Origin of the sequence: Streptomyces pimonensis (assembly GCF_041380215.1) — a bacterium.
Taxonomy (GTDB): Bacteria; Actinomycetota; Actinomycetes; order Streptomycetales; family Streptomycetaceae; genus Streptomyces; species Streptomyces pimonensis.
The window spans coordinates 80,493-98,002 of the sequence record NZ_JAHWZY010000002.1; the positions used below are offsets into that span (position 1 = coordinate 80,493).

Consider the following 17,510-nt stretch of genomic DNA (forward strand, 5'->3'; position numbering starts at 1 on the left):
TCCGGTTATCCTGGAGCGTCCCCGTCCGTCCGTCACCGCTTGGAGTCATGCGTCGTGCGTATCGATCTGCACACCCACTCCACCGCGTCCGACGGCACGGACACACCGGCCGAGCTGGTCCGCAAGGCGTCCGCCGCCGGTCTCGACGTCATCGCGCTGACCGACCACGACACCACCCGCGGGCACGCCGAGGCGCTCTCCGTGCTCCCGGCGGGACTCACACTGGTCCCCGGAGCGGAACTCTCCTGCCGGCTCGACGGCATCAGCATGCACATGCTGGCCTACCTCTTCGACCCCGAGGAGCCCGCGCTGCTCGCCGAGCGCGAGCTGGTCCGGGACGACCGGGTGCCGCGGGCCCAGGGCATGATCGCGAAGCTGAACGCGCTGGGCGTGCCGGTCACCTGGGAGCAGGTGGCGCGGATCGCCGGTGACGGCTCGGTGGGCCGCCCCCACGTGGCCAGCGCGCTCGTCGAGCTGGGCGTCGTGCCCACCGTGGGCGACGCCTTCACCCGGGACTGGCTGGCCGACGGCGGCCGGGCCCACATGGAGAAGCACGAAACCGACCCCTTCGAGGCCCTGCGACTGGTCAGGAACGCGGGCGGGGTCACCGTCTTCGCGCACCCCGCCGCCGACAAGCGGGGCAGGACCGTGCCGGAGTCCGCGATCGCCGAGCTGGCCGAGGCCGGCCTCGACGGCATCGAGGTCGACCACATGGACCACGACCGGGAGACCCGGGCGCGGCTGCGCGGCCTCGCGAAGGAACTGGGGCTCCTGGTGACCGGCTCCAGCGACTACCACGGCAGCCGGAAGACCTGCGTCCTCGGCGAGTTCACGACGGACCCCGAGGTGTACGGCGAGATCACGCGGCGCGCGACCGGGGCGTTCCCGGTGCCGGGAGCCGGCGGGGCCTGAGGCTCCGCTCCTTCCCCGTACCTTTCCTCATTCGTCCCTCAGCAAGGCTGCCATGTTCGACGTCGCCGTCTTCGGCTCTCTCTTCCTGACCCTTTTCGTCATCATGGACCCCCCTGGGATCACCCCGATCTTCCTCGCCCTGACCGCCGGCCGGCCTGCGAAGATGCAGAAGCGGATGGCCTTCCAGGCGGTCTGTGTGGCCGGTGGTGTGATCACCGTGTTCGGGCTGCTCGGCCACCGGATCCTCGACTACCTGCATGTGTCGGTGCCCGCGCTGATGATCGCGGGCGGACTGCTGCTCCTGCTGATCGCGCTGGACCTGCTCACCGGCAAGACCGACGAGCCCCAGCAGACCAAGGACGTCAACGTCGCGCTGGTCCCACTGGGCATGCCGCTGCTGGCGGGGCCCGGCGCGATCGTGTCGGTCATCCTCGCCGTGCAGAAGGCCGACGGCGTCACCGGGCAGGTTTCGGTGTGGTCGGCGATCCTCGTCATCCACATCGTGCTGTGGCTGGTGATGCGGTACTCGCTGCTGATCATCCGGATCATCAAGGACGGCGGCGTGGTGCTGGTGACGCGCCTGGCCGGCATGATGCTCTCCGCGATCGCCGTGCAGCAGATCATCAACGGCGTCACCCAGGTGATCCGGGGCGGCTGACCCCGGCGCAGGACGCCCTGGTGCCCCCGTACCGACATCGGTACGGGGGCACCAGGGCGTACGTACTCGAGGGCCCGGCCCGTGCGGCCGGTGTCCCGCGCGCCGCGCGTTATGAGGCCGGTGTGCCGGCCGGGCGGATCCACAGGCGCTGTCCGATGGCGGCGGCCTGCTGAACGATGCGGTTGACGGAGGCGGCGTCCACGACGGTGGTGTCCACGGGTGTGCCGTCGACGTCGTCGAGTCGCATGATCTCGAAGCGCAAGGGGCTTCTCCCTTCGTCTGGTCATCCTCCTGAAGGAGAACTACTCGGTGGGGGCCCACGGGCCGACTGGGCCCGTGTTCCATGAAGGGTTCAACGAGATGCGCGATGCAAACATTCCCTACGCTAAGGAAATTTTTCGATCGGCTAAATACTGACCGGTAAGGGTTTCGAACGAGACTGACCGGGACCGGTTGTGTTCATAGCGTGACCACCGGGACAATGGAGGTGATGAACGAAGACCTCGCGGCTCTGCACGCCCGTATCGACCGCACCAACGAGCTGCTCCAGCGCATGCTCGCCGAGGTGGCGAAGACGCCCTCGACCCATGCCATCTTCGTCGACGCGGGCTATCTGTACGCCGCCGCGGGGCGGCTGGTGGCAGGGACGGAGGACCGCCGGGCCTTCGACCTCGACGCCGAGGGACTCATCGACGCGCTCATCGACCGCGCCCGCACCATCTTCGCGGACAGCAGACTGCTGCGGGTCTACTGGTACGACGGCGCCAGACGCCGCATCCACACCGCCGAGCAGCAGTCCATCGCCGAGCTCCCGGACGTCAAGGTCCGCCTCGGCAACCTCAACGCCAACAACCAGCAGAAGGGCGTCGACTCCCTGATCCGCAGCGACCTGGAGTCACTGGCCCGGCACCGCGCCATCAGCGACGCGGCCCTGCTCGGCGGCGACGAGGACCTCGTCTCGGCGGTCGAGGCGGCCCAGGGGTACGGCGCCCGGGTCCACCTCTGGGGCATCGAGGCGCCCGAGGGCCGCAACCAGGCCGAGCCGCTGCTCTGGGAGGTCGACAGCCAGCGCACGCTCGACCTGGACTTCTTCAAGCCGTACGTCTCCCGGCGCACGGCACCGCCGTACGAGTCCACGACGGGCCGGCCCGCCCGCGAGGACGTCCGGTTCGTCGGTGCGCAGATCGCCGCGAAGTGGCTGGCCGCGCGGGGCCGGGACACGCTGGTGGAGCTGCTTCCCGGCCACCCCTACCTGCCCGGATCCGTCGACCAGGACCTGCTGGTGGAGGCGGAGGGCCTGCTGCAGTACTCCCTGCGCGGCCAGGCGGACCTGCGCCGCGCCCTGCGCGACGGGTTCTGGGACCACTTGCAGGCGCAGTACTGAGCGGTTCTAGGGGGTGAGCGCGAGCCCGTCCCAGAAGTCGGCGAGGGCACGGGCGGTCGGCGCGGGCCGGTCGACGGCGGGTGAGTGCTCGGCCCCGTCGACGACGGTGCGGCGTGCCTCGAGGCGGAGGGCCATCGCGTCGAGGTCCGGCACCGGCCAGGTGTCGTCGCACGCCCCCGACAGTACGTGGAACGGCAGGGGCACGGCGGCCAGTTCGGCGACCCGGTCCGGCTCCGTGCACAACTGTCTGCCGGTGGCAAGCAGTTGTGCGGGTCGGGTGGCCAGCCAGCGGCGCCGCAGGTAATCCTGACCGCCGGGCCCGCGCGCCGGACCGCCCACCTCCTCGGGCGGGCCCATGGCCAGGATCGCCTTCCAGCACTCCGCCATCGACATCACCGCGAGCGCGTCCCGCAGCAGCTTCACGCGCTGCTCCTGGGAGACGGAGATCCGTGCGGGACCGGAGGAGACCAGCGTGAGTGAGTGGAAGGGGGAGTGGTCGAGGAGGACGGCGGCACGGGCGATCTGGCCGCCGAGCGAGTGCCCGACGAGATGCACGGGCGCACCGACCGCGTTCGCCTGCGCGAGGACGTCACGCGCCAACTCGTCCTGGGAGTATGCGGATTCGTCATCCGAGGGTCCGTCCGACTCGTACTGGCCCCGTCCGTCCACGGCGACGGTGCGGTAGCCGCGTGCGGCGAGTGGCTCCTGCACCGGCGCGAAGTCCTCCTTGCTGCCGGTGTATCCGGGGAGCAGCAACGCGGTCCCCCGCGCCGTGACTCCGGCGGCCGGCGTCACATCCACGACGGCGAACTCACCGCGCGAGGTACGGAGTCGGTGGGCGGCGCGGGCGCCGGGGGGTGGGACGGAGGGAAGGTGGCTGGTCACGGGGTGAGGGTAGTGGGTGAGGGTACGACGACGGCCCGGCCCCCCGGGTGGCGCTTTCCAGGGGGCCGGGCCGTCGGTTCGCTGCGTCAGCTCTCCGCGGACTTCGCGGCGGCCGCCGTCTTCCGGGTCCGCCGGGGTTTCGCCTCCGGCTCCGGCTCCGGCTCGGCCACGGCCGCCGCCTTGCGGGTGCGACGGACCTTGGGCTTCGCCTCGTCCGCGGCCTGCGCCGGAATCTCGGCGGCCTTGCGGGTACGCCGCTGGGGCTTGGCCTCGGGGGTTTCCGCGGTGTCGACGGCGGCCTCGGTCTTCTTGGCCGTGGTCTTGCGGGTGCGGCGGGGCTTGGCCTCCGCCGCCCCGGCCTCCGGAACCGTCTGCGCCGGAATCCCGGCGGTGACGGCCGACTCCGACTCGGCGGCCTTGCGGGTACGCCGCTGGGGCTTGGCCTCGGGGGTTTCCGCGGTGTCGACGGCGGCCTCGGTCTTCTTGGCCGTGGTCTTGCGGGTGCGGCGGGGCTTGGCTTCCGTCGTCTCGACCGGCTCGGGGGTTTCCGCGGTGTCGACGGCGGCCTCGGTCTTCTTGGCCGTGGTCTTGCGGGTGCGGCGGGGCTTGGCCTCCGTCGTCTCGACCGGCTCGGGGGCCGCCTCTGCCGTGTCCACCGCCGCGGTGTCCGCGGCTTTGCGGGTGCGGCGACGTGGTTCGGTGGCCGGAGCCTCGGGCTCCGTGACGACCGGGGCTTCGGTGACGGCCGGGGTCTCCGTGACGGCCGGAGTCGCCACGGTCACCGTGGTCTCCTCGGCCACCGGGGTGACGGTGGCCGTAGCCGTGTCCACCGCGCCCCGGCGCGTCCGACGGCGGCGCGGCTTCGCGGGAACCTCGACGGCCTCCGCCGCCGTGCCCTCCGCCACCGTGCCCTCCACCGTGTCGACGGCGGACTCCGCCGCCTCCACCGCGGTCGCCGCCCCGGCCGGGACTCCGCCGCGCATACGACGACGGCGGCGCGGGGTGCGGGCGACCGTGTCGGCCTCCGCCGCGCCGGCGCCCTCGGCGGCCGGACCCACAGGCTGCTGCGCCGCCTCGTCCAGCGCCGCACCGCCGCGCGTACGGCGACGGCGTCGCGGCGTACGGGCCGAGGTCTCGCGCTCCGCGGAACGGGATCCGTCGCGCCCGTCCCGGCCACCGCGCCCGTCCCGGCCACCGCGCCCGCGCGGTCCACGCCCGCCCGGCTCGCCCAGGTCCTCCAGCTCCTCCGCGTCCAGCCCGGCGCGCGTACGCTCCGAGCGAGGCAGGACACCCTTGGTGCCCTCGGAAATGCCGAGGTCCGAGAACAGGTGCGGGGAGGTGGAGTAGGTCTCCGGCGGGTCGCCGAAGCCCAGGTCCAGCGCCTTGTTGATCAGCTGCCAGCGCGGGATGTCGTCCCAGTCGACCAGCGTGATCGCCGTACCCTTCGCCCCCGCGCGGCCGGTGCGGCCGATGCGGTGCAGGTACGTCTTCTCGTCCTCGGGGGACTGGTAGTTGACGACGTGCGTCACGCCCTCGACGTCGATGCCGCGGGCGGCGACGTCGGTGCAGACGAGCACGTCCACCTTGCCGTTGCGGAACGCGCGCAGCGCCTGCTCGCGGGCGCCCTGGCCGAGGTCGCCGTGGACCGCGCCGGAGGCGAAGCCCCGCTGCTTCAGCTGGTCGGCGAGGTCGGCGGCGGTGCGCTTGGTGCGGCAGAAGACCATGGCCAGGCCCCGGCCGTCGGCCTGCAGGATCCGCGCGACCATCTCGGGCTTGTCCATGTTGTGCGCGCGGTAGACGAACTGTGTGGTGTTCGCGACCGTCGCGCCCTCGTCGTCCGGGGAGGTGGCGTTGATGTGCGTCGGCTGCGACATGTAACGCCGGGCCAGACCGATCACCGCGCCCGGCATGGTGGCCGAGAACAGCATGGTCTGGCGCTTGACCGGAAGAAAGCCGATGATCTTCTCGACGTCGGGCAGGAAGCCCAGGTCGAGCATCTCGTCGGCCTCGTCGAGGACGAGGGTCTTCACGTGCTTGAGGTCGAGCTTCTTCTGCCCGGCGAGGTCGAGCAGCCGGCCAGGGGTGCCGACGACCACGTCGACGCCCTTCTTCAGCGCCTCGACCTGCGGCTCGTAGGCCCGGCCGCCGTAGATCGCGGTGACGCGCACATTGCGCACCTTGCCGGCGGTGAGCAGGTCATTGGTGACCTGCGTGCACAGCTCGCGCGTGGGGACGACGATCAGCGCCTGCGGCGCGTCAGTGAGGTCCTCGGGCTTCGCACGCCCGGCCTCGACGTCCGCGGGGACGGTGACGCGATCGAGGAGCGGAAGGCCGAAGCCGAGCGTCTTTCCGGTGCCGGTCTTGGCCTGGCCGATGACGTCCGTGCCCGACAGGGCCACGGGGAGCGTCATCTCCTGGATGGGGAAGGGGGTGATGATGCCGACGGCCTCCAGGGCCTCGGCGGTCTCGGGGAGGATCCCGAGCTCTCGGAACGTCGTAGTCAGGGTGCTGCCTCTTCTGTGTGCGCGGTGCGAGGCGAGCGCGGGGGTCGTGTAGGGACCGTGCCGGGGACGTCGGCCGCCTTACGGGCGATGCCGCAGGGCACGGGACCACTGCCGACGCTCGAGCGCTCGTACCGCTGAGGGGTCCCCTCCGGAATCCGTACGCAGTGTGGCGTGCGGCGAGGAGGGCTGTCGGGTCGGAGCCGATCGGGCCTCCGACCGGGCATCCTCATACATGCGGCCCGTCGAGTACGTCAGAGTGCTCAGCAGGCGCATTACCACCATACCCCGAATTCGCGCACACGCCATGGCGGTTTTGGTCACGTAGCCGTCGTCACACTGATCGGCCATGACCTTCCGGACATGACGAGCGGGCTATTGTGCGCTTCATGACGAGCTCTGACAAGCCTGACAACGCCGCGGCCACCCCCGACACCTCTGCCGGACCCACCGGCGTCGCCGCCATGGACTGGGCGTCCGCCTCCGCCGACCCCCAGTACCGCGCCGCCGTCGTGGATCTGCTCGGCGCGCTCGCGTACGGCGAGCTGGCGGCGTTCGAGCGGCTCGCGGAGGACGCCAAGCTGGCGCCCACGCTGGCGGACAAGGCGGAGTTGGCGAAGATGGCGTCGGCCGAGTTCCACCACTTCGAGCGGCTGCGTGACCGGCTCGCCGGGATCGGCGAGGAGCCGACGCTCGCGATGGAACCGTTCGTCGCCGCGTACGACGGTTTCCACAAGCAGACGGCGCCCTCCGACTGGCTGGAAGGGCTGGTCAAGGCGTACGTCGGCGACTCCATCGCCAGCGACTTCTACCGCGAGGTCGCGGTCCGCCTGGACTCCGACACCCGCGCCCTGGTGCTGGCCGTGCTCGACGACACCGGCCACGGCGGCTTCGCCGTCGAGAAGGTGCGCGCCGCGATCGACGCGGACCCGCGGGTGGGCGGGCGGCTCGCCCTGTGGGCGCGGCGGCTGATGGGCGAGGCGCTGTCGCAGTCCCAGCGGGTCGTCGCCGACCGGGACGCGCTGTCGACCATGCTCGTGGGCGGTGTCGCGGACGGGTTCGACCTCGCCGAGGTCGGCAGGATGTTCTCCCGGATCACCGAGGCGCACACCAAGCGGATGGCGGCGCTGGGGCTCGCGGCCTGAGAGCGGCCGGGGGCTGCCCGGTGCGCCATGTCGGGGAGGACCGGCGGCGCCGGGCGGACGCCTCTCCGGCGTCCGCGGCGTGATCCGCCGGACGGGTGGCCGGAAGCCGGTTCACGACCGGCGCCGCCATCGGCCGCCGGTCACGCGGCCGCAGGTCACGCGGTCGCCGACCGGCGGCGCAGTCTTCCCGCCGGGCGCAGCAGCAGCGACAGGGACGCCACGGACACGATCACCGCGCCGAACAGGATCGTCAACAGGTTGCCGGCGTCCAGTGCGGTGTTCATGAGGAAGGCGCCGAACAGTGCTCCGGTCACGCCGGTCGGCAGGACCAGGGCGCGGGCGGGAAGACGGTGCGACAGGCAACGGGCGGCCACCCACGCCAGAGCCAGGCCGAGGATCGCGGAGCTGAGCGCTTCCAAGAGCATGTCGGGGTCCCTCCCACATGGCCGGCCTGCTCACATCGGTCCTAGCCCGTCTTACCCCTGACCTGCGAAATCCAATCCTCCTCTGTGAAGGACCTGTGCGCCGTCCGTGAACGCGTGGAGGGCCCGGCGGTTCGGGACCGCCGGGCCCTCCACAAGACCGCTCGACCGGCGGTCGCGCCTACAGTGCGCCGAAGCCCACCTTGCGCGGGGCCGGCTCGCCGATCTCGACGTAGGCGAGACGGTCGGCCGGGACCAGGATCTTACGGCCGTGCTCGTCCACGAGGCTCAGCAGCTGCGACTTCCCGGCCAGCGCCTCGGCCACCACACGCTCGACCTCCTCGGCGCTCTGACCGCTCTCCAGAACGATCTCGCGGGGCGCGTGCTGCACGCCGATCTTGACCTCCACGGCTATGTCCCTCCGACGGTCAGTGAAGTGCGCGATCTTCCGCGCCGTACCAGCACACACTAGCCCGGTGCGGGGGCGTACACGCCGCGCCCGGCAACGCCAGGAGCGAACAGCGCACGGGAACAAACGGCCGTCGGCGCCCGCCCGTCTCCTCAGTGGTGCTGCTCGTTGCCGTGCAGCGGGAATCCCGCGATGCCCCGCCAGGCCAGCGAGGCCAGCAGCTGCACCGCCTGGTCGCGCGGCACGCTGCGGTCGCTGTGCAGCCAGGACCGCGCCACCACCTGGGCGAGACCGCCGAGCCCCGAGGCGAGCAGCATCGACTCCGCCCGCGACAGCCCGGTGTCCTCGGCGATCACGTCGCAGATCGCCTCCGCGCACTCGTTGGTCACCTTGTCGACGCGCTCGCGCACGGCGGGCTCGTTCGTCAGGTCCGACTCGAAGACCAGACGGAACGCGCCGCCGTCGTCCTCGACGTACGCGAAGTAGGCGTCCATGGTCGCCCGCACGCGCTGCTTGTTGTCCGAGGTCGACGCCAGTGCGTGGCGCACCGACTGGATCAGGGCCTCGCAGTGCTGGTCCAGCAGGGCGAGGTACAGATCGAGCTTGCCCGGGAAGTGCTGGTAGAGCACCGGCTTGCTGACGCCCGCGCGCTCGGCGATGTCGTCCATCGCGGCCGCGTGGTAGCCCTGCGCGACGAAGACTTCCTGGGCGGCGCCCAGCAGCTGGTTCCGTCGGGCACGGCGTGGCAGGCGTGTACCCCTCAGGCGTACCGCGTCTGTCTGCTCGATGGCTGTCACGCCGCCTCCCATTGTCGTTCACGTGCGGTGTGAGCCGCGCCGTCATCGTACTTTTCGGTAACCGTGGTGCGCGCGGTGAGGGCGCAGGATTTCACGGACCGGACGGCGGTGAAAGCCGTACGGACGGTTTCAAAAGCTGTCGGAGCGGGCAAGAAGTTTCCTCCTCACTGCTCGGCCACGGTCCTCGCCGGCGCGCTCGTCACCGGTAGTCGTCCTCGTCGAGCGAGACGATCCGGGTCTGCTCCATCAGGTCCGCCTCGTTGGCGCGGTCGGGATCGACGGCGGTCAGCGGATCGTCGCGGTCCGGCCTCACCTCGGCCTGCTGCTCGGCCGCGTCGACCTCGGGCGCCTCGACGCCGAACTCCTCGCCCTCGCGGGCGTCCTCGTCCTCCACGAACGTCTCGGGGTCGGTCGGATCTACGGCCATGCCGGGCTCCCTTCCTGTGAACGTCTGCTGCCCACATCCCTGAAGGCTGCAGGGACGATATGCGGGTGCCCTCCCTTTGAGCCTAGGAGACACCCGATTTGCACGCCATGCGATCCACGACCGGGACGTGACAGGGAGCGCACGGCGAAACCCGTCCCCGGCGGCGGCTCGGAGCCCGCCCCGGAGGGCTCACCCTCAGGGGTGGCCTGTGACGGCGAACACATGAACCGCCGCGTGATCTTCTCGTAACATTGCCGCATGTCTTCGACCGAGCTGCCGTCCGTGCCGCCCGCGAACGTGCTTCCCAGGGTGGCGGCGGTCAGGGTCGCGGAGGGCGAGCGGCTCGGCTCGGTGGAGCTGCCCGGGGTCACGCTGTCGGTGCGGTCGCGGCCGCCCGCGCGGAAGGGGCTGCCGTCCGCCCTCTACGTCCACGGACTCGGCGGCTCCTCGCTCAACTGGTCGGCACTCATGCCGCTGCTGGACGACGTCGTCGACAGCGAGGCCATCGACCTGCCGGGCTTCGGCGACTCCCCGCCCCCGGACGACGGCGACTACTCCATCTCCGCGCACGCACGCGCGGTGATCCGTTACCTCGACGCGACCGGCCGCGGTCCGGTGCACCTCTTCGGCAACTCGCTCGGCGGCGCGGTCGCGACCCGCGTCGCCGCCGTGCGCCCCGACCTCGTCCGCACCCTCACGCTCGTGTCACCGGCCCTGCCGGAACTGCGGGTGCAGCGCACCGCCGTCCCCACGGGGCTGCTGGCGGTGCCCGGAGTCGCACCGCTGTTCACCCGGATCACCCGCGAGTGGACGGCGGAACAGCGCGTCCGAGGCGTGATGCAGCTCTGTTACGGAGACCCCGCGCGGGTGTCGCCGGAGGGGTTCCGCGACGCCGTGCACGAGATGGAGCGGCGGCTGCGGCTGCCGTACTTCTGGGACGCGATGGCGCGCTCCGCGCGGGGGATCGTCAGCGCCTACCTGCTGGGCGGCCAGCAGGGACTGTGGCGCCAGGCCGAGCGGGTGCTCGCGCCGACCCTGCTCGTCTACGGCGGCCGGGACCGGCTCGTCGGCTTCCGCATGGCCCAGCGGTCGGCGCGTGCCTTCCGGGACAGCCGGCTGGTGACGATCCCGGACGCGGGGCACGTCGCGATGATGGAGTACCCCGAGACGGTGGCCCTCGCCTTCCGTGAACTCCTTGCGGATACAGTGGATTCGGCGCATCAGGGGGATACTGGTGAGCCGGGCGCGCAGAGCGTTCCGGGTCCACCCGCCGACACCGGTGGGGGGACCACCGCCGAGAACATGAGGGGCTGAGGCGCGACGTGGGACGCCACAGCCGTCGTGGATCCGCCCCCAAGGGCGGCACCGCGGGCAGGAGCGCTGTACCGGACGACCGTCCGGCACCGGACGGTTCGTCCGGCACCGGGCAGACGGACAGGTCGCGGACGCCCGGGCCCCCGCCGCAGCAGGGGCCCGCGGGGGGACCCCGGGGAGACGGGACTCCTCCGGCGTACGGAACGGCGGGACACGGGACACCGGCCGACGGCGTGCCGGGCCCGCCCGACGGAACTCCCGTGCACGGCGTGCCGCGCCTGCCGGACGGGTGGCTCCCCGACGGGACCGCCGCGCACGGCGTGCCGCGCCTGCCGGACGGAACCCCGGCGCACGGCTTCCCCGGGCTGCCCGGCGGAACTCCCGCCCATGGCGTCCCCAGGGCCCGTGGTGGACATCCCGAGCAGCGGGAACCCGGGGGTGGCTGGGGGGCGTTGGACGGCCGCACGGCGGCCGGGACCGGTACGCCGACGGGGCCGGACGCGTCCCTCCCGCGACAGCGGCAGACGCCTCCCGGGGGACCGCGCCAGGACTACCTCGACGCCTTCGGTGAGGGCACCGACCACTTCTCCCGGCCCGCCTCCGTCCCCGTGCCCCGCCCACCGGGCCCCGCGGACTCCCGCGCGGCCGTCACCGACTGGAGCGCAGCCCCGGTCACCGGCGTTCCCGCCGGCCTCGACGACGACGATGCGCCGCCGACCGGGAAGCCCACGCCGGCCAGGGGCGGCAAGGGGCGGGCGTTCACCGGGATCGCGGCCGCCGTCGTCGCGACCGTGCTGGCCGTCGTCGTGGCCGGGCAGGTCGCCGACGAACGCGACGGCACCGGCGTACAGGCGCAGGCCGCCGACGAGCAGGCGCGCGACGTCCGGGCTCCCGCGTCGCGTGGGGACGAGCGGGAGACTCCCTCCGTACCCGGCGCCGAACCACTGACGTACGAACAGAAGATGGAGAGGACGTACCCGCTGAGCGCCGCGCGCGGGGGCACGGGGAAGTTCACCGCAGTCCCCGGCATCGACAAGGCTCCGGGCAAGGGGCAGAAGTTCACCTACCGCGTGGACGTGGAGCAGGGGCTCGGCCTCGACGGCGAACTCTTCGCCGAGGCGGTCCAGAGGACACTCAACGACGACCGCAGCTGGGCGCACAACGGAGCGCGCACCTTCGAGCGCATCCACTCGGGCGAGGCCGATTTCGTGATCACCCTCGCCGGTCCGGACACGACCGCCGACTGGTGCGCCAAGTCCGGCCTGGACACCACCGTGGACAACGTCTCCTGCGACTCGGCGGCCACCGAGCGCGTGATGATCAACGCGGACCGCTGGGCGCAGGGAGCGGACACCTACGGCGACGAGATCCACGCCTATCGCCAGATGCTGATCAATCACGAGATCGGCCACCGCCTGGGCTTCAACCACGTCACCTGTGACAAGGACGGCGACCTGGCCCCGGTCATGCAGCAGCAGACCAAGTTCCTCGACCACGACGGAATCAGCTGCCGCCCGAACGCATGGCCGTATCCGAAGAGCTGATCGCCTAGCGCGGCGAAACGCGCCCCACGCGGGAAAGTTACGACCGTTCACCCCTTTTGGTGGCGTGATGGACAACCGTCCATCACGCCACCTCTTTCTCCGCATACGTTCGTCCCGCTGCGAGCCGCCGGACCAACGACGGCTCCCCACATGGGAGATCGGGGGTGCACACGTGCGCATCGGACTGCTTACGGAGGGTGGTTACCCGTATGTGGGCGGTGAGGGCGGGCTCTGGTGCGACCGCTTGGTGCGCGGGCTCGACCGGCACGAGTTCGACGTCTACGCGTTCAGCACGGGCCAGGCCCAGGAGGACGCGGGCTGGGTCCCGCTGCCGCCCCAGGTCGGCCGGGTCCGCACCGCACCGCTGTGGGATGCCGAGGAGGACGGTGTGGTGTACGGCCGCCGCGCACGCCGGCGCTTCTCGGAGCACTACGGCGAACTGGCCGCCGCCCTCTGCGCCGCGACGGACCCCACCGCCCTCGATCCGCAGTCCGCGCCGCCCGAGGCGGACCGTTTCGCCACCGCTCTGCGGGGCCTCGCCGAACTCGCCCGTGACGAAGGCGGTCTGGTGGCCGCACTCCGCTCCGAGACGGCCGTACGCGCCCTGGAGCGCGCCTGTCGTGCGCCCGGCGCCCTGGGCACGGCGCGTGAGGCCCACGTGCCCGATCTGCTGGCCGTCGCCGCCCACCTGGAGCGCGCTCTGCGCCCCCTCTCGCTCGACTGGTACGAGGAGGACGGGCTGGGCGCGGTGGACCTGTGCCATGCCGCCGCCGGCGGAGTGACGGCCCTTCCCGGCCTGCTCGCCCACCACTTCTTCGGCGTCCCCCTCCTCGTCACCGAGTACGGCGTGCGCCTGCGGACGCACTACCTCACCCGCCCGGACGCCTCGCCCGCGGTCCGCTCCCTGCTCGCCGCCTTCCACGGCAGGCTCGCCGCCGAGACCTACCGCCGGGCCGCGTTCATCACACCGGGCAACACGCACGCCCGCCGCTGGCAGGAGCGCTGCGGCGCCGACCGGGCGAAGCTCCGCACGGTGTACCCCGGCATGGACGCCGCGCCCTTCGCCGAGGCGGGGGAGTCCCCGGAGAGCGCGGACCCGCACACGCTCGTCTGGGTCGGCCGCGTGGAGCCCGCCAAGGACCTGGTCTCGCTGCTGCACGCCTTCGCGGAGATCCGCAAGGAGGAACCGAAGGCCCGACTGCGGATCATCGGCGCTCCGTCGGGTCCGGAGGGCGCCGCCTACCTCGGCCACTGCGAGGCACTGGCCGCGCACCTCTTCCCGGACGAGGCCGAGGGACCGTACTCCGTGGGCACCAATCCGGTGTCCTTCGAGGAGATCGGCGGCCCGGACCTGGCCACCCCCGCCGACGCGTACGCCTCGGGCGCCGTGGTCGTTCTCTCCAGCGTCGTCGAGGGCTTCCCGGCCGGTCTCGTCGAGGCGATGCTCTGCGGGCGCGCGACGGTCTCCACGGACGTCGGCGCGGTCGTGGAGGCCGTCGGCGGCACCGGTCTCGTCGTACCGCCGCGCAACCCCCGGGCGTTCGCCGAGGCGTGCGTCTCCCTGCTGCGCGACCCCGAGCGCCGCGTACGCCTCGGTGCCGCCGCGCGCGCCCGCGCACTCGAGTTGTTCACCGTCGACCAGAACATCTCGGCCTTCCACGGCATCTACCTGGAGATCGTCGCGCACACACCGGTCCGCCGCCTCCTCCTGGACGACACCGGAGACCCCCTGCCCTTCGCCGCCCCCGCGGAGTCCCACGTCCCCGGCCACTGGACCGACCCCGCCTCCCGCGCCCTTCCCACATGGGCCATGGACACCCCGGTACCCGCGACGGAGACCACCCGATGACCGACCTCGGCGAACTGAACCACAGCACCCCTCCCGGCGCGGCCGACCCGGTCAAGGCGCTGCTGCACCGCCACCGCGACCTGTGCGAACAGGCGGTGGACGCCCTGGAGATCGCGGCGGGCCTGGAGGCCCACGGCATCACCGACCGGACCGCCGCCCGCTTCCGCCACCGCGACGTCTTCTCCCTCGCCGAGGAGCTCTACGCCAGGGTTCCCCGAGACGACGCGCCGCCCCGGCCCGCCCCGGCCACCACGACTCCGAAGGCACGCGGCGGCTGGATCGTCCTCACCCTGCTCCCCGGCGTCCTGTGCGTGGCGACGGTGATCGCCCTGCGTCTCACCCACGGCCAGACCCGCCTCTACACGGCGGCCACCGGCATCCTGGCCGTCACCCTCGCCCTGCGCGCGGCACTGCGCCGGGGCCCGCTGAGCGCCCGGCCCGACATCCCGCCCCGCTCCGCCACGGCCTCCTGGAGCTGCTGGCTCCTCGGCTACGCCCTCCTGGGCGACGGCCTGCTCGCTACGGCGGTCGCCGGCGGACCCGACGGCCTTCCCGACGGCACGGCGGAAGGGGACTGGCCGCTCACCGCCGCCCCGGTCGTGGCGCTCGCCCTGTCGTGCGCGCCCGCTGCCTGGGCGGCCTGCTTCCTCGCCGCCCGTGTCCGCCGCAGACTGGCGTCGAGCCGTGGTCTGGAGGACTTCTCGGCTTCCGTACGCCCCGCGCTCATCGGTGTGTCCGCCCTGTTCCTGGGCGCGGTGGCCGGTCTGCTCGCGGCGACGTCCGCGCTCCTCGACGAACCCCCCGCCCTGCCCTCGACGCTCGCCCTGGGCGGTCTCCTCTTCCTGGCCCGCCTCCTCACGATCCACGGCTTCACCCACGCGCCGAGGGTGGTCCTCGCGGTCACGGCCATCGCCCAGGTGGCGGCCCTGGCGACACTCTTCGCCGCCCGCCTTCCCGGCTGTGACGCCCTGGCCACACCGGTCCAAACCCTGACCACGGCCTGGGGTCCCGCCGCCCTCCCCGCCCTCACCTGCGGGGCGGCGGCGCTGGTCCTCCTGATCCACGCCTCCCGCAGACTTGCCCGAGCCTCGGCGCACATCCGCCCGGAGCGACCGCGGTGACGACGCGAGCACCGGGCAGGGGCCGCGCGGCCCCTGCTCCCACGGGGGTCGCGCACCGCTGCGGGCCAGGACTCCCTGCACAGCCCGGTGCCCGCGGGGCCGCCGTCGCGTACGACGTGGTGCGCGCGTACGGCCGCGGGGCACGGACGAGTACGGCGCGGAGGGGCGGGACCGGGGGCGGCGGCCCGCGGTGGCCGGCGCGCCCGCACCTCCGCCGGAAGACGTGATCCGCGCCGGTTCGATGACGGACGCCCCCGACGCGCCCCCGATCCACCCACCGACGTCAGGCGCTTGCGCCACGACAATCCCAGCCGAAGGAGAACCCCCTATGACCACCCCGGACGCCGAAGGAGTCGCCCGATGAGAGTCCTTCTGATCGGATCCAACGGTTGCATCGGCCGCTTCGTGGCCGACCGCCTCCTCGCCGACCCCGCCGTCCAGCTCACCGCCCTCGGCCGCGGCGACGACGCCGACGTCCGCTTCGACCTCGCCACCGGCAGCCCCGGTGCCCTCACCCGCTTCCTCGACGCCGTCCACCCCGGCGTGGTCGTCAACTGCGCGGGCACCACGAGAGGCGGCGCCCGCGAACTCACCCGGCACAACACCGTCGCCGTGGCCACCGTCTGCGAGGCCCTCCGCCGCAGCGGCTGCGGTGCACGGCTCGTACAGATCGGCTGCGGCTCGGAGTACGGCCCCAGCCAGCCCGGCTCGTCCACGGCGGAGGACGCCGTCCCCCGCCCCGGCGGCCCCTACGGTGTCAGCAAACTCGCAGCCACCGAGCTGGTCCTCGGCTCCGGCCTGGACGCCGTGGTCCTCCGGGTCTTCTCACCCGTCGGCCCCGGCACCCCCGCCGGCTCCCCCCTCGGCCGCCTCGCCGAGGCGATGCGCCGCGCCATGCAGTCCGGCGACAGCGAGCTGAAGCTCGGTGGTCTCGGCGTACAACGGGACTTCGTCGACGTCCGCGACGTGGCCCGCGCCGTCCACGCCGCCTCCCTCTCCGCCGCGCAGGGTGTCATCAACATCGGCTCGGGTCGCGCCGTCCGTCTCCGCGACGCCGCCGGAATCCTCGCCAGGGTGGCCGGCTATAGCGGTGTCCTCAACGAACTGGACACCCCCCCGGGCCTGCACCCATCACATGCACCCCACTCCGCCCACCCGACCCCCTCCCTCCGCACCTCGATCGGCCACCCCCGCCCCGATCCCGACCACCATCCCACCGCCCCCGTCGTCTTCCCGTACCCCGACGGCTGCGGCAACTGGCAGCAGGCCGACGTCCGCACCGCCCGCGACCGCCTCGGCTGGCGCCCCCGGATCAACCTCGAGGAGTCCCTCGCCGACATCTGGATGGAGGCGGCATGTCGTATCTGACCAGCGTCAAAGCCGGTACGGCGAGCACCGGCGTCCACACCGGCTTCGGTGTTCCCGGCCTCGCGCACCCCCTCGTCGCCCCGACCGAGTGGAGCGAACTCACCCGTCCGGGCGCCCCTCTCCACTGGGTCGTCCTCGACGTGGCCGACGGCCCCGGGACCCGGCCCGACCCACGCTGTCTGGAGGCGGCCGGCCGCCTCCGCAACACCGGTGTCCGTGTTCTCGGCCGCCTCGACACGGCGTACGGCCTCCGCGTGTTCGGCGAACTGGTCCCGGACGCCCGCCGCTTCACCGACTGGTACCAGGTCGACGGCTTCCTGCTGGACCGCTGTCCCGCCGACCGAGCAGCGTTCCCCGAGGTCCGGCGCACGATCACCGCACTTCGGACGCTCCATGACGCCCACATCGTCCTCGGTCACGGAACCCACCCGTACCCGGGATACGCCGAACACGCCGACCAGTTGGTCACCTTCTCCGGTCCGTGGAGCGACTACCGCTGGTCGCAGGCGGCGGAGTGGACCGCCGGCCACCCGCCCGAACGCTTCTGCCACTTCGTGCACGGAGTACCCCGCCCGCACCTGGACGAGGCCCTGCGCATGGCCCGTTGGCAGGGCGCCGCGACGATCTACTTCACGGACCGCACCCACCGCACCGGGCGCCGCACCCGCACCGCCCCCTGGGAATCCCTGCCCGGCTACTGGGACGACATCGTCTCGCGTACCGGGACGGGTGTCTCGGAATGAAAAAGGCCATGGCACTGTTAAGCGAAGAACA

The 17,510-nt window shown here is 72.6% G+C and carries 17 protein-coding genes; 10 read left to right on the forward strand and 7 right to left on the reverse strand.

Annotation, left to right across the window (positions count from 1 at the left end):
- Positions 1 to 54: 54 nt before the first annotated feature.
- Positions 55 to 912: a PHP domain-containing protein gene (locus KYY02_RS02915; RefSeq protein ID WP_371235792.1), complete on the forward strand. Its 858-nt coding sequence runs from the start codon at positions 55 to 57 to the stop codon at positions 910 to 912.
- 52 nt (positions 913 to 964) lie between these two features.
- Positions 965 to 1,570, forward strand: coding sequence for a MarC family protein (locus KYY02_RS02920; RefSeq protein WP_371235793.1), 606 nt, complete (start codon positions 965 to 967; stop codon positions 1,568 to 1,570).
- Between the two features lie 109 nt (positions 1,571 to 1,679).
- Here the strand turns inward: KYY02_RS02920 and KYY02_RS02925 are convergent, their stop codons facing one another.
- Positions 1,680 to 1,832: a DUF8834 family protein gene (locus KYY02_RS02925; protein WP_356315535.1), complete on the reverse strand. Its 153-nt coding sequence runs from the start codon at positions 1,830 to 1,832 to the stop codon at positions 1,680 to 1,682.
- A gap of 219 nt (positions 1,833 to 2,051) precedes the next feature.
- Here KYY02_RS02925 and KYY02_RS02930 point away from each other — a divergent pair, with 219 nt between their 5' ends.
- The gene (locus tag KYY02_RS02930; RefSeq protein WP_371236008.1) at positions 2,052 to 2,954 is read left to right on the forward strand and encodes an NYN domain-containing protein; all 903 of its coding nucleotides are present in this window, start codon (positions 2,052 to 2,054) and stop codon (positions 2,952 to 2,954) included.
- A gap of 6 nt (positions 2,955 to 2,960) precedes the next feature.
- Here KYY02_RS02930 and KYY02_RS02935 read toward each other — a convergent pair whose 3' ends face one another.
- Both KYY02_RS02935 and KYY02_RS02940 read right to left on the reverse strand, forming a co-directional pair.
- Positions 2,961 to 3,839 (reverse strand): alpha/beta fold hydrolase, encoded by an 879-nt coding sequence (locus KYY02_RS02935; RefSeq protein ID WP_371235794.1) that lies wholly within the window; start codon positions 3,837 to 3,839, stop codon positions 2,961 to 2,963.
- A gap of 86 nt (positions 3,840 to 3,925) precedes the next feature.
- On the reverse strand, positions 3,926 to 6,250 hold the full coding sequence (locus KYY02_RS02940; protein ID WP_371235795.1) for a DEAD/DEAH box helicase: 2,325 nt from the start codon (positions 6,248 to 6,250) through the stop codon (positions 3,926 to 3,928).
- Between the two features lie 479 nt (positions 6,251 to 6,729).
- On the opposite strand from KYY02_RS02940, the gene KYY02_RS02945 reads away from it, so the two are divergent.
- The gene (locus KYY02_RS02945) at positions 6,730 to 7,485 is read left to right on the forward strand and encodes a ferritin-like fold-containing protein (RefSeq protein WP_371235796.1); all 756 of its coding nucleotides are present in this window, start codon (positions 6,730 to 6,732) and stop codon (positions 7,483 to 7,485) included.
- A gap of 155 nt (positions 7,486 to 7,640) precedes the next feature.
- Here the strand turns inward: KYY02_RS02945 and KYY02_RS02950 are convergent, their stop codons facing one another.
- The 4 genes from KYY02_RS02950 to KYY02_RS02965 all read right to left on the reverse strand — a co-directional run bounded on the left by KYY02_RS02950 (position 7,641) and on the right by KYY02_RS02965 (position 9,540).
- Positions 7,641 to 7,910, reverse strand: coding sequence for a hypothetical protein (locus tag KYY02_RS02950; protein ID WP_371235797.1), 270 nt, complete (start codon positions 7,908 to 7,910; stop codon positions 7,641 to 7,643).
- Positions 7,911 to 8,088: 178 nt separating this feature from the next.
- Positions 8,089 to 8,316 (reverse strand): DUF3107 domain-containing protein, encoded by a 228-nt coding sequence (locus KYY02_RS02955; protein WP_019522837.1) that lies wholly within the window; start codon positions 8,314 to 8,316, stop codon positions 8,089 to 8,091.
- Between the two features lie 152 nt (positions 8,317 to 8,468).
- Positions 8,469 to 9,113, reverse strand: coding sequence for a TetR/AcrR family transcriptional regulator (locus tag KYY02_RS02960; protein WP_371235798.1), 645 nt, complete (start codon positions 9,111 to 9,113; stop codon positions 8,469 to 8,471).
- A gap of 199 nt (positions 9,114 to 9,312) precedes the next feature.
- A complete protein-coding gene (locus KYY02_RS02965; protein ID WP_371235799.1) occupies positions 9,313 to 9,540 on the reverse strand; it encodes an Rv3202a family protein in 228 nt (75 codons plus the stop codon).
- A gap of 258 nt (positions 9,541 to 9,798) precedes the next feature.
- On the opposite strand from KYY02_RS02965, the gene KYY02_RS02970 reads away from it, so the two are divergent.
- The 6 genes from KYY02_RS02970 to KYY02_RS02995 all read left to right on the forward strand — a co-directional run bounded on the left by KYY02_RS02970 (position 9,799) and on the right by KYY02_RS02995 (position 17,479).
- Positions 9,799 to 10,854, forward strand: a complete 1,056-nt coding sequence (locus tag KYY02_RS02970) for an alpha/beta fold hydrolase (protein ID WP_371235800.1) — start codon at positions 9,799 to 9,801, stop codon at positions 10,852 to 10,854.
- An 8-nt stretch (positions 10,855 to 10,862) separates the two neighbouring features.
- A complete protein-coding gene (locus KYY02_RS02975) occupies positions 10,863 to 12,398 on the forward strand; it encodes a DUF3152 domain-containing protein (RefSeq protein WP_371235801.1) in 1,536 nt (511 codons plus the stop codon).
- 172 nt (positions 12,399 to 12,570) lie between these two features.
- The gene (locus KYY02_RS02980; RefSeq protein ID WP_371235802.1) at positions 12,571 to 14,247 is read left to right on the forward strand and encodes a DUF3492 domain-containing protein; all 1,677 of its coding nucleotides are present in this window, start codon (positions 12,571 to 12,573) and stop codon (positions 14,245 to 14,247) included.
- Positions 14,244 to 15,368, forward strand: a complete 1,125-nt coding sequence (locus KYY02_RS02985; RefSeq protein ID WP_371235803.1) for a hypothetical protein — start codon at positions 14,244 to 14,246, stop codon at positions 15,366 to 15,368. Before KYY02_RS02980 ends, KYY02_RS02985 begins: the two co-directional genes overlap by 4 nt.
- Before the next feature lie 360 nt (positions 15,369 to 15,728).
- Positions 15,729 to 16,736: an NAD-dependent epimerase/dehydratase family protein gene (locus tag KYY02_RS02990; RefSeq protein ID WP_371235804.1), complete on the forward strand. Its 1,008-nt coding sequence runs from the start codon at positions 15,729 to 15,731 to the stop codon at positions 16,734 to 16,736.
- Positions 16,724 to 17,479: a spherulation-specific family 4 protein gene (locus KYY02_RS02995; RefSeq protein WP_371235805.1), complete on the forward strand. Its 756-nt coding sequence runs from the start codon at positions 16,724 to 16,726 to the stop codon at positions 17,477 to 17,479. Before KYY02_RS02990 ends, KYY02_RS02995 begins: the two co-directional genes overlap by 13 nt.
- The last annotated feature ends 31 nt before the right edge of the window (positions 17,480 to 17,510 follow it).

What these genes read in the sequence shown, in the direction of transcription:
- KYY02_RS02990 (WP_371235804.1), top strand. Translation starts at nt 15,729, where the DNA reads ATGAGAGTCCTTCTGATCGGATCCAACGGTTGCATCGGCCGCTTCGTG.
- KYY02_RS02940 (WP_371235795.1), bottom strand. Translation starts at nt 6,250, where the DNA reads ATGACGCTCCCCGTGGCCCTGTCGGGCACGGACGTCATCGGCCAGGCC.
- KYY02_RS02920 (WP_371235793.1), top strand. Translation starts at nt 965, where the DNA reads ATGTTCGACGTCGCCGTCTTCGGCTCTCTCTTCCTGACCCTTTTCGTC.
- KYY02_RS02995 (WP_371235805.1), top strand. Translation starts at nt 16,724, where the DNA reads ATGTCGTATCTGACCAGCGTCAAAGCCGGTACGGCGAGCACCGGCGTC.
- KYY02_RS02985 (WP_371235803.1), top strand. Translation starts at nt 14,244, where the DNA reads ATGACCGACCTCGGCGAACTGAACCACAGCACCCCTCCCGGCGCGGCC.
- KYY02_RS02945 (WP_371235796.1), top strand. Translation starts at nt 6,730, where the DNA reads ATGACGAGCTCTGACAAGCCTGACAACGCCGCGGCCACCCCCGACACC.
- KYY02_RS02950 (WP_371235797.1), bottom strand. Translation starts at nt 7,910, where the DNA reads ATGCTCTTGGAAGCGCTCAGCTCCGCGATCCTCGGCCTGGCTCTGGCG.
- KYY02_RS02965 (WP_371235799.1), bottom strand. Translation starts at nt 9,540, where the DNA reads ATGGCCGTAGATCCGACCGACCCCGAGACGTTCGTGGAGGACGAGGAC.
- KYY02_RS02930 (WP_371236008.1), top strand. Translation starts at nt 2,052, where the DNA reads ATGGAGGTGATGAACGAAGACCTCGCGGCTCTGCACGCCCGTATCGAC.
- KYY02_RS02970 (WP_371235800.1), top strand. Translation starts at nt 9,799, where the DNA reads ATGTCTTCGACCGAGCTGCCGTCCGTGCCGCCCGCGAACGTGCTTCCC.